Genomic DNA, 11,777 nt, shown 5'->3' on the forward strand with positions numbered 1-11,777 from the left:
CTAAAATGGGCGTAAACACCGCTGACATTAAAATCATCTTCGTCATCTACTGTACCAGCTTCCACTTGCTTGAAATTGAAAAAATCTACATTTGCAAAATCGTTGGTAAAGTTAAAAACAAAGCCATCGAAACTTCGTCCAATATTATGCCAACCCACAGCACCAATCAGTCTCTGGGGTCCATATGCTGCTTCAAGTCGTCCAACTTTAGCAGTCAATGGCATTCCAAATATATTCTTGAGTTTAAAGTAAGCTTGATGAACATCCAAAGCATCTGCCGTTCCATCTTTTAATGTATTTGTTTCCGTTCCGAAAACTCGAGAATCCTGCAATTGTACGAAAGTGCTATAATCTTCATTATCAAACGAAATAGCAAAGCGTGTTCGAAGATAGTTTTGATTATTAAAAGATGTCGCATCTATAAAGTCCTTATCTACCATTTCAAATCGTTGGCGAACTTGCCCTGAGAATTTCAAGGGTGAAGATTCGGCATTTACGACTACGACCATTACAATTGAAATGAACATATGTTTTATCATACTTATATCCTTTTTATTGAACTATAATTCGAATTGATTTTGAGAATAACTTAGGTATGCAATTCCAAACTTTCTTTTAGATAAGGGTCTTGGGTTGGCACGATGTTCCATTTGGACAAGCTTCCCAAAACCGTCCAAGAAACGACGCCAACAATTCCGATGGCTATCCCAATTTCCATAAGTCCAAAGACGGGAACATTCTCACTTAATAAAGGCGGGAATATCATCATATACAAATCCGTCCAATGTCCAAGCAATACGATAACTGAAGCCAAAATCAATGATTTCTCTGATCGTTTGGATTTTCTAAAGAGAAGAATAGTAAATGGGATTAGCCAATTCAATAGAATATTCACAACAGTTAAAACGCCGAATGCGCCAAAATGTCGTTTAAGGTAATAGCCCGTTTCTTCCGGAAGATTCGCATACCAAATAAGCATGTGTTGTGAAAACCAGATATACACCCAAAATATGGTAAAGGCGAAAAGGTATCGCCCTAATTCATGAAGATGGTCATTTTTTAATTGAGGTAAATAGCCACCCCGACGCAAGAAAATTAGTAATATTATCATAAAGGCTAAACCTGCATCAAACATTCCTGCAAAATTATAGAATCCAAAAATGGTGGAAAACCAATGGGGTTCCACAGACATGATCCAGTCAAAACTGGCAATGACAAAAGCTATTCCACCTAAATACAAAAACGCAGCTGACCAACGAACGGATTTTTGAGTATGAGATGGATCTCCTGTTTCATCTTGTTTTCGTGAATGGCTTAAAATGGGACGCCCCAGTAAAAACCAAATACCAAAATAAATGGGAATTCGCATTATAAATCCAGGCAAGTTTAGCCATGGTTGTTTTCCCAATAAAATGGGATCATTTGCTACAACTTCCAAATGAGTCCATTCGTATAAATGGTGAGCACCTAAAACCACCAGAATCATGAATAAGAATCCAATAAATAGGACAGAGAACATGGCTTCTGGAATTCGACGAATGGCCACACCCCATCCTGCATTACTCACAAAATGGATGGCGACAAACATGATTCCGGAAAATCCAATGCCTGTAATATACCAAGCAGCCAGTAAAATATTGGGCCAAATGCGTTCTGAAAATACAATACCTAAAATCAGCGTCAATACGCCAATAGCCATGGCTCCACTGAGCCAATTAAAAAGAGCTTGATCTATTTTAAACTTTTTATTCATAATTTTATCGTTTATAAACATTCACATTATTTTAGTGTTTTAATAAAATGTGCCACTAACCATCGATCATTTCGTTTCATTTGTGATTTATAAGGTGGCATATTGCCAACACCATTTGAAATCAAATAATACAAATCCCCATCTTTCAGATTTCGAACTTTGGTCGTTTTCAAAGATGGTGGCGGTGGTACGCCCCGCTTGGTAACAGGCCCGTCTCCATCGCCAGATAATCCATGACATGCTTGACAAAAAGTGGCATACATTTTTCCACCGCGAGCCAAATCTGCATTTGCAGCATCATAAGGGCTTTTTAATACATCACCAGCATTTTCTCGTGTGAGTTCTCCATCTGGATATTCAGGCATAAACCCCAACGCAATTGTTCCTTCGGGTGGCAACTGTAATGTTTTTCCATCAGGTGTATTCGGGTTAGGCGCATAGGCATCATAAGCAATAGAATGAACCATTTCAGGAATAAATTCAGAATTGGGTTCTGTTTTATTTGATGAAATTCCCACACCCAATCCATAGACTATAATTATAGCGAGCCCAAAATATAATATCGATTTTAGATTCATTTTACTCCGCCACCATTTCGCCATGATACTGTTGAACAATTTCAGATACAAGGGAAGATGCTTTCCGCTCTTGGCCTTGTTTCATAACCACAAAAAACCTATCATTTGTAACACGCAAATGCGGTTGTAATCCTTGCTTCCCATATTTCACTTTTCGCCATGCAAAGAAACTAAATACAGTACCCAATCCCGCAAATAAAATCGTTACTTCAAATGCCACAGGCATAAAAGCAGGGAGAGAATTCCAGGGTCGTCCCCCAATATTAATAGGCCAATTCACAGCAGAAATCCAATATTGACCTAACACGCCAATGGCTAATCCAAGAGAGCCAAACAAGAAACAGATTTGATTTAAGCGTGATTTTTTCAAGCCCATTGCTTTATCCAATCCATGTACGGCAAAAGGTGTATAAGCATCCACAATTTCGAATCCCGCATCTCGCACAGCTTGCACCGCTTCGGTGAGATCAAACTCGTTTCTAAATTCAGCGATCAATTGTCTATCCATTTTCTTTTTCTCCGTTGCCACGATAATGTAAGACTGATTTTACTTCGCCCATGGAAATCATAGGCATGGTGCGAATGAATAATAAAAAGAGTGTAAAGAAAAGCCCGAAACTCCCAATCAAGGTACCAATTTCTATCCAAGTTGGTTTATACATACTCCAAGAAGATGGAAGGAAATCTCGATGAAGCGATGTTACAATAATGACGAATCGTTCGAACCACATGCCAATATTTACAAAGATCGACAGAATAAAAACGGCGGCTACATTTCGACGAATTGACCGGAACCAGAAAAATTGTGGCGTTATCAAATTACAACCCACCATAATCCAATAAGCCCAAGCAAAAGGTCCAAGTGCACGATTTAAAAATACAAATTGTTCATACCCATTTCCTGAATACCAAGCCATAAAAAATTCAGTTGCGTAGGATAGAGTCACAATTCCACCGGTAACAATAATTACTTTGGTCATATTCTCAATATGGTTTAAAGTAATGTATTCTTCCAAACGTAATGTTTTTCGAGCAATAATCATGAGGGTAAGCACCATGGCAAATCCACTAAAAACAGCACCTGCAACAAAATAGGGTGGAAATGTGGTGGTATGCCACCCAGGGATCGCAGAGGTAGCAAAATCAAAACTCACCACCGTATGGACGGAAACAACCAATGGAGCAGCTAAGCCAGCTAATAGTGCATATACAGTTTCGTAGCGATGCCAAACTCGATAGCTTCCATTCCATCCCAAACTCAGAGCACCAAAGAAGAATTTTTTAATTTTAGATTTTGCTCTATCTCGAACGGTTGCCAAATCTGGAATCATCCCAAAGTACCAAAATGTAGCTGAAATAATAAGATAAGTACCAATAGCAAACACATCCCAGGCTAAGGGAGATCTAAAATTTATCCACAATGGACCACGAAAGTTTGGATATGGAAACATCCAATATGCCAACCAAGGACGGCCCATGTGTATAATTGGGAAAATCCCTGCACACATGACGGCAAAAATGGTCATGGCTTCTGCAGATCGATTAATGGATGTTCGCCATTTTTGGCGGAATAAAAATAAAATAGCAGAAATTAAAGTCCCAGCATGACCAATCCCCACCCAGAAAACAAAATTGGTAATATCAAAAGCCCAGCCCACTGTTTTGTTAAGACCCCAAGTTCCAATTCCTGTAGCAATTTGATAGGAAACTGATGCCAATCCCAGCGCCAATGCACTCAATGACAATCCAAATCCCAGCCACCAAAGCCAAGTGGGTTTCCGCTCCATAATGTTGCAAACATCCTGGGTTACATCGGCATGGTTTTTATTCCCATGGATTTGGGGTGGACGAATATTAACATGATTAGCCATGGTGTCCCCCCTTCTCTTTGTCAGCATCTCGATTTCTCACTTGAGTTAAATATCCAACAGTTGGCACTGCATTTAATTCTTCTAACACTTTATAATGCCGTTCATCTTTTGTCATTTTGGAAATGCGACTTTCAGGATTATTCAAATCCCCAAATACAATTGCATCAGCTGGGCAGGATTGTTCACAGGCTAATTTGATATCTCCATCTTTTAGGGGAACACCTAATCGTTTTGCTTCGAATTTTGCTTCTTGAATTCGCTGCACACAGAGAGAGCATTTTTCCATGACACCGCGTGATCTCACCGTTACATCAGGATTTAAAACCATATTTTCCATCACATCTTCGTGCGCATAATCGAACCAATTAAATCGTCTAACTTTATACGGACAATTATTGGCACAGAAACGTGTTCCTACACAACGATTATACACTTGCTGATTTAATCCTTCTGAGCTATGAACCGTTGCCAAAACCGGACAAACTGGTTCACACGGTGCATTATCGCAATGTTGACACATCATGGCTTGGAAGGAGACATCCACATCTTCACCGTCACCCGAATAATACCTATCCATTCGAAGCCACGCCATATCCCGTTTTCGCAAAACTTCATCTTTTCCCACAACGGGAACATTGTTTTCCACTTGACAGCCCACAATACATGATGAACATCCCGTGCAAGATGTTAAATCAATTGCCATCCCCCAGTGATGTCCTTCGTAGGTGTGGTCATCTTCCCACAAAGTGGTGATGGGATGGCCATGATGGCTTCCTGCTGATGGATTTTTCTGAAATTCGGAGAATGTAGTTTCCTGAACAAAGGGTCGCACTGGCATACTGGCAGGCGATGTATTTTCTGGATTTGACAACGTATTATAGGTTTGAGTGAGCGCCAAATCCCAAGTTCTCTCTGTTTTTTGAATTTTTATCGGCATGCCGGAATAATGAAAAGTATTGTCAAATGAAATCATGGATGAAACGGATGTCCCTACCGTTTCTCCTTTTTTAACAGTGTCTTTTTTCTCGAGCCAATCGGGGCCAATTTTATGGAAACGTTCAGTACCCACTCTCCCATATCCTAAGGCAGCTACCACTGTATTATTTTTTTGTCCGGGCTGTAAAAATACGGGCAATTCAATTTTGTTTTTTCCAGAAACAATTTCAATAACATCCCCTTTTTTCAAATGATATTTTTCAGCCGTTTCTGGTGAAAAAGATGCCACATTATCCCAGGTTAATTTGGTAATAGGATCAGGTAATTCTTGAAGCCACGGATTCTCTGCGTGGCGACCATGTCCCAATTGAGAAGATTGAAATAGCACTAGTTCTAACTCATTCTTTGTTGCACCTTCAATTTGAATATTTTGATTTTTAAACGGAGTAAGTTTTTTTGAATTGGGGGAAATCGTTGTAAACCCATCATGAACTAATTCATTCCAGAATCGTGTAAATGTTTTACCACTTTTCACCCTGGATGTAAATATTTTTTTCCAATAGTTCCGAACCAAATCCCGTTCATCTTGCTTCATTCCCATCCATGTGGATAATGATTGCCGTAGAGAACGATTCTTGCCAAAAGGTCGGATTACAGGTTGTGTCATAGATAAAACGCCGGATGTTAATTCACTATCATTCCAAGATTCTAAATCATGAAGCCCCGGTGCAATAACATTACAATGGGCAGTCGTCTCATTATTCATATCTGAAAATGAAACTGATAAATCCACTTGCTTCATTAAGGTAGAAAAATCTATTCCATTGGCTAAGATGTAGGCCGGGTTGGTATCTGATATTAAAAGAGCGCCAACCATACCGCTCTCTATTTTAGTTACAAGTGACTGTATAGATGAATCCGAACCGGCATACATTTGGCTCGTTTTTTTTATATCCAAGGTCCGGCCTACATTTCCCAAACTTTGGTTAATTCTGTTCACAATTAATTGAATTTTTATATCATTGATTCCGGAAACGACTAAAGAGTTTCCCCGGTGAAGTTTTAACAGTCCGGCAATTTTTTTCGCATGGGAATTCGTCCCATGTTTCCCGTGGATGATAGCATCCAAATCCACCATAAACGATTTCATTTCTGTGGGTGTCATGGCAATGCGTTCGTCCGCTTTTGCTCCGGTAATAGACATGCGAGATTCTACTTGAATCAATTTTGATATATGCTTGCTATCCAGTTTCCTATTTTTTTGAAAATCTTTGGTAAACTGGATTGGAGAAACCCACGATCCGAGAAAGTCAGCATCAATGGACAGAATCAAATCTGCTTTATCGAATCTATATTTAGGTAAAATTCGTTGGCCATAATTTTTCTCATGGGCATCTAATATTGCTGAATAAGAATAATCATCCATTTGGATATGAGAAACTGTTTTGAATTTCTTTTTAAATTTCTTAATCGTGTATAACAAGGATGGACTGGTAGCGGTTCCAGTTAGAATAACAATTTCTTTACCCTTATCTCTTATTTTCCTTAATTCTTTAATAACATAACTATCTACCGCTTCCCAAGTTGAACTTTGTCTGTATAAAATGGGATCTATAATTCGTTTAGAATCATACAATTCAATTAAACTGGCTTGACATTGTGCGCATAATCCGCCTTGTGTCATGGGATGTTTTGGATTCCCTTCCAACTTAATAGGACGACCATCTCGATTTTTCACATGGACGCCACATCCTGCATCGCAGGCAAAACTGGTAGATGCGTACCATGTAGCCTTTCCAGGTAATATCTCTTCGGGCTGAATCAAAAATGGAATCGCTTTTTGCACCGGCGTTTTGCTACAAGCAACCATGAATGCAGCAAAAGAAAATCCCGTTGTTTTTAAAAAACTACGACGAGAGAATCCAGACGTTTCCTGAACGGCTTCCACGGAAGGTAAATCACTGCAATTACAATTTGTATCGCACGATTTATTTTCGTGACTTGTATAATATTCTTTCATGAATTTTGACATAATGGTTTAATAATGGCAGGATGCGCAATCTTGCAATTGTGCCGTTCTTCCTGCTGGGTTCTGTAGAGATTGATGGTCTTGTCGATGACAATCCAAGCACCATCCCATGGAAAGATCTTCCACCTGTTTTACACGAGTCATCGTGGCAACATCGCCGTGACATTTCGCACAATCCACACCGGCAGTTATATGGGGTTTATGACTGAAAAAAACGAAATCAGGTACATTATGAACTTTTATCCACTCTGTGGGTTTTTCGGAAGAAACTTTTTCCCCCGCCAACGATAAGCCCAACGATGCATAAATTTTTGCAATTTCAGAACTAGCAATAGGTTTACGACTTTCCTGTTCTGCCAACCGAGTTTCATTGAATGTATTGCTTACATATTTGTGACAATTCATACACACATTCGCCGGTGGAATGCCAGCATGTTTGCTATCTTCTGCCCCAAAATGACAATACTGACAATTGATTTCCATTTCCCCCGCATGAAGTTGATGGGAAAATGCAATGGGTTGCTCTGGTGCATAATCTTGCTGATTTCCAGGAATATGAAATGTGGAATTTTTAAATAACATTACAAATCCGATTATCACCAACATTGTAACCATGTATGAAAATTGTTTTTTCAGTCCATTGTCCATTCTATTTCACAGCTATTATTTGGATTTTTTTCAACACTAATTTGAAAGTTTAGATTCTAATTCAATTGCTTTTGGAAATAAAATATTATTCTCCAAATGAATATGAAAATGAATATCATCTTCTAATTCTTTCATATTCGCAAAGGATGCACGATAGGTATTACATGCATCTTCTGGTGGAGTGTAGTTTGATGTGAGTTGACTCAATTTTTTTAACATTTTTCCCGCATTATCATGCTCCATTTGCATGACGCGAATCGGATGATTGATGAAGGGTCGCGTCTGAGGTTCTGTAGATTGGCCTTTATCTATGGCAACCAATTTTTTCACATAAGGGAATAGAATCTTTTCTTCTTTCATCATGTGGTGATTTAGTTCGAATAGCAATTCGCTAAAGATTTTTGCAATTTCCATTGTTTCCGAATGTCGCTGTCCATGCACTCGCGCTACTTTGTCCACGAATTGTGCTGTGATAGGTCCATTTTCGTACAAATACCTGTGATGCTTTTCATAAATATAATCAATTAATTCATCCAACGGCATGGCTTGAAAATCAAAGTCCGTTTGTGTTGAGTTTAATATTAAATCCAATTCGGTCATAAGATCTTCAAAATTGGCCCCTTTTTCATTGCAAGCCGATTTGATATCTTTTCCACCCCCACAACAGAAATCAATTCCGAATTTTTTAAATACCGTGGCGGTTCTAATATCTTGTGTTACAACATCTGCAACAGTTTGGTCTTGTGTCATGTTTTAATCCTTATTTTTAAGTTATATTATTATTTTATCCATCCCATGGATGAGAATGTTGATCCTATGGGTTATTATATTCTTTTTTGGGTCCCAAGTAATACCACCAATTCAGCACAGCACAGAACGTATAAAAAACAGCAAATCCATACATAGCTAATTCAGGGGTTCCTGAGCTCATATTTTCACCAATCACCTTGGGAATAAGAAATGCACCGTAAGCTGCTACGGCAGATGTCCAACCCAAGACAGGTCCCGCTTGTTCTTCGTTAAATACCATGGATATTGTTCTAAAGGTGGAGCCATTTCCAATTCCCGTGGCAGTAAATAAAATGACCAAAAGAATGAAAAATGGTAAAAAATAATCTTGTGGCGTAGCAGACTGATAAGCCAATTTTGAATAATATCCCACACCAATAGCAGAAATCACCATGACGACTGACACGATTTGGGTTACGATGGCACCCCCAACTTTATCGGCAATTTTGCCACCTACCGGACGAATCAATGCGCCAATAAAGGCACCTACCCATGCAAACATAAATGTGGCAGGACCTTCAGGATTTGCTAAAGTATGAGTCATCGCGCCATCAACTAAAATATGCTTTACACCAAATATAAATTTAATGGATAAGCCTACCGCAGCAGAAAACCCAATAAAGGAACCAAAGGTCATGGTATAAATAATGGTCATAATCCAGGTATGTTTATGATCAAAAATTTTGAATTGTCTTTCCAGATTGGTTTTAATTTCTCCTGGAGATAAGGATTTCATGAGAAATACAGTCGCGCTAACAACTGCCGGTAGAACAATCCATTTTACCCATGTCAATTCTTTAAATGTGAGTATGAAATAAAGCCCAACGGCTGCAGTAACGAAACTGATAAAAAGTAACCAACCTATCCGTGCCATTGAGACACCCGGCGATTTCAAGTTGGGTGTAACATTTTCTGTTTTTATATTATTCATCCCAGTCCAGCCAAAGAATGCCAAGGGAATTAGCCATAACATCCACACCCAACCGGCATTGGCAAGCCATGTTTCCGAGCCTACCATGATACGTTTAAAAATGGTGCCACTATTGGCAGACAAAATCATGGAATCGCCACTGAATGCACCCAGCATGGGAATTGTCATAACCAATGGAACCAAAATTTGCATGGTAGTCACACCAAAATTTCCCAATCCTGCATTCATACCTAAAGCATAACCTTGCATTCTTTTGGGATAGAAAAAGCTAATATTGCTCATGGATGAAGCAAAATTCCCCCCACCGAATCCGGATAAGAATGCCAGTATTTGGAAAATCCATAATGGCGTATTTTTATCCTGTAAATAGATAGCCGATCCCAAAGCGGGAATCATCAACAGAGCTGTGGTAAAGAAAATAGTATTCCGTCCACCCGCCAATCGAATAAAGAATGAACTTGGAATCCGCAATGTGGCTCCTGTAAGGCCTGCGATAGACGTTAAAGTAAAGAGTTCACTTTGAGAAAATGGAAACCCAAGGTTTTTCATTTGGACCGTGATGATACCCCACATGAGCCAAACCGCAAAACCCACCAATAAACTTGGGATGGAAATCCATAAATTTCTCGATGCGATATGTTGGCCTGTGGAATCCCAAAATTCTTTATTTTCCGGTTCCCATTTAGTTAAATCAATTTTTGACATGATAAATTCCTTTTAGACTCTGCTGACAGATCAACTGACAACTTTTTCTTCCAAATCGGATAATAATTCAGGTGCCCGTGCTTTCATCATTTTTCGTGCTACAATATGGAGCCAAATCAAACATATTACTGCCAAGGCAAAAAAGAACATCCAGGTAGTAGTCCATAACCCAGTAGATTTCAATAAATACCCAAAAATAACGGGGCATACAAAACCACCCAATCCACCAACAACACCCACAATTCCACCCACAACGCCAACATCATTGGGGAAATATTCTGGAATAAATTTGTAAACAGCTGCCTTTCCAATTCCCATCATGATACCAATAATGAAAACAAAAAATGTAAAGATCCATACGTTTGCTTGAAAAAATATATGTGTTATTCCCCGAGCCAATAGTTGCTTTTTGGCTACCACTTCTCCTACTTCCACAATGGGCTCCTGCCAAAAATTATTTTTAGGAAAAACTAAAATATTTGGCTCTACATCCAATAAATCAGCATTTGATTTATTGCGGAAGGAATATACTTTTTCATCTACGGTAATTGTAGATTCAGTAATACCTGTAACAATTCCTGACTTTTTGGCCATAATTCCTTCACCGGGAGATTGGATTTCCATCCGGGGAATAATGACCAATGCGGTTGAAAAAATGATAGCGCCCAATACGATATACATCACCAAACGTGCACCAAATTTATCAGACATCCATCCACCTACTGCGCGAATCACACCTGAAGGCAAACTGAAAATGGCCGCCATCATTCCGGCTGTTGCCACGGACATTGTATAAACATTTACATAATACGGAATGAGCCATTGTGCCAAGGCAACAAAACCGCCAAAAACGAGAAAATAATAAAGTCCAAATCGCCAAACACGTACTTCTTTTAAAGGCGTCAATCGTTGAGAAAGCGTTTTGACTGAACTGCCTTCTACCACTTTTGAATAAGTCGTAAAATAGAAAATGATAGCCATAACAAATAAAACAATTGCATAGATTTTGGGCATCATTCTCCACGCATCTAACTCTGTGCCGTTTTGGGTTAAATTTCTTAGCAGAATTGGGGCTCCCATACTCGTGATAGCGGCACCTGCATTTCCTGCACCAAATATTCCCAAAGCCGTTCCCTGTTTTTCTTTAGGAAACCAAACCGACGTATATGCAATTCCAACAGCAAAAGATGCGCCACTTATTCCAAATCCAAGGCCGGCAATAATAAATTCATTGAATGTATCTGCAGCACTCATAAAATAAGTTGCCACCGATGCCACAATCATAAGAACAGTATAAACAATTCTACCGCCATATTTATCGGTGAGAATTCCAACGGGCAAGCGCACAATAGCACCTGTGAGTACAGGAACGCCTATCAGCCATCCAATTTGAACCTTGTCCCAAACATAAATACCATTGTCAACCAAATACGTAATGAGAACGCCATTCATCATCCATACTGCAAAACAGATGGTAAAGGCGATGGTATTCATCGTAAGAACAATTCTTGCTTTTGATTGATTACTTTTCATATTC

10 protein-coding genes are annotated in these 11,777 nt (G+C 39.1%); all 10 read right to left on the bottom strand.

Annotation, left to right across the window (positions count from 1 at the left end):
* Positions 1-539 (bottom strand): alginate export family protein (locus tag HN459_02425; protein ID MBT3478296.1); only part of this gene is annotated, 539 nt, incomplete at its 3' end.
* A 50-nt stretch (positions 540-589) separates the two neighbouring features.
* Entirely contained in the window at positions 590-1,753 is a 1,164-nt protein-coding gene (locus HN459_02430) for a hypothetical protein (GenBank protein MBT3478297.1), read from the bottom strand.
* Positions 1,754-1,779: 26 nt separating this feature from the next.
* The gene (locus HN459_02435) at positions 1,780-2,331 is read right to left on the bottom strand and encodes a cytochrome c (GenBank protein ID MBT3478298.1); all 552 of its coding nucleotides are present in this window, start codon (positions 2,329-2,331) and stop codon (positions 1,780-1,782) included.
* Between the two features lies 1 nt (position 2,332).
* Positions 2,333-2,839, bottom strand: coding sequence for a DUF3341 domain-containing protein (locus HN459_02440; protein ID MBT3478299.1), 507 nt, complete (start codon positions 2,837-2,839; stop codon positions 2,333-2,335).
* The gene (gene nrfD / locus HN459_02445) at positions 2,832-4,202 is read right to left on the bottom strand and encodes a polysulfide reductase NrfD (GenBank protein ID MBT3478300.1); all 1,371 of its coding nucleotides are present in this window, start codon (positions 4,200-4,202) and stop codon (positions 2,832-2,834) included. The genes HN459_02440 and nrfD overlap by 8 nt, the downstream gene beginning before the upstream one ends.
* Positions 4,195-7,170: a 4Fe-4S dicluster domain-containing protein gene (locus HN459_02450; protein ID MBT3478301.1), complete on the bottom strand. Its 2,976-nt coding sequence runs from the start codon at positions 7,168-7,170 to the stop codon at positions 4,195-4,197. The genes nrfD and HN459_02450 overlap by 8 nt, the downstream gene beginning before the upstream one ends.
* A 6-nt stretch (positions 7,171-7,176) precedes the next feature.
* Positions 7,177-7,749 carry a cytochrome c3 family protein gene (locus tag HN459_02455; protein MBT3478302.1) on the bottom strand — a complete coding sequence of 191 codons (573 nt, stop codon included), beginning with the start codon at positions 7,747-7,749 and terminating at the stop codon, positions 7,177-7,179.
* Between the two features lie 102 nt (positions 7,750-7,851).
* Positions 7,852-8,565: an iron-sulfur cluster repair di-iron protein gene (gene ric, locus HN459_02460; GenBank protein ID MBT3478303.1), complete on the bottom strand. Its 714-nt coding sequence runs from the start codon at positions 8,563-8,565 to the stop codon at positions 7,852-7,854.
* 64 nt (positions 8,566-8,629) lie between these two features.
* On the bottom strand, positions 8,630-10,240 hold the full coding sequence (locus HN459_02465; GenBank protein MBT3478304.1) for an MFS transporter: 1,611 nt from the start codon (positions 10,238-10,240) through the stop codon (positions 8,630-8,632).
* 30 nt (positions 10,241-10,270) lie between these two features.
* Positions 10,271-11,773 carry an MFS transporter gene (locus HN459_02470; protein ID MBT3478305.1) on the bottom strand — a complete coding sequence of 501 codons (1,503 nt, stop codon included), beginning with the start codon at positions 11,771-11,773 and terminating at the stop codon, positions 10,271-10,273.
* Positions 11,774-11,777: the final 4 nt, after the last annotated feature.

The sequence above is a fragment of the Candidatus Neomarinimicrobiota bacterium genome (assembly GCA_018647265.1).
GTDB lineage: Bacteria > Fidelibacterota > Marinisomatia > Marinisomatales > TCS55 > TCS55.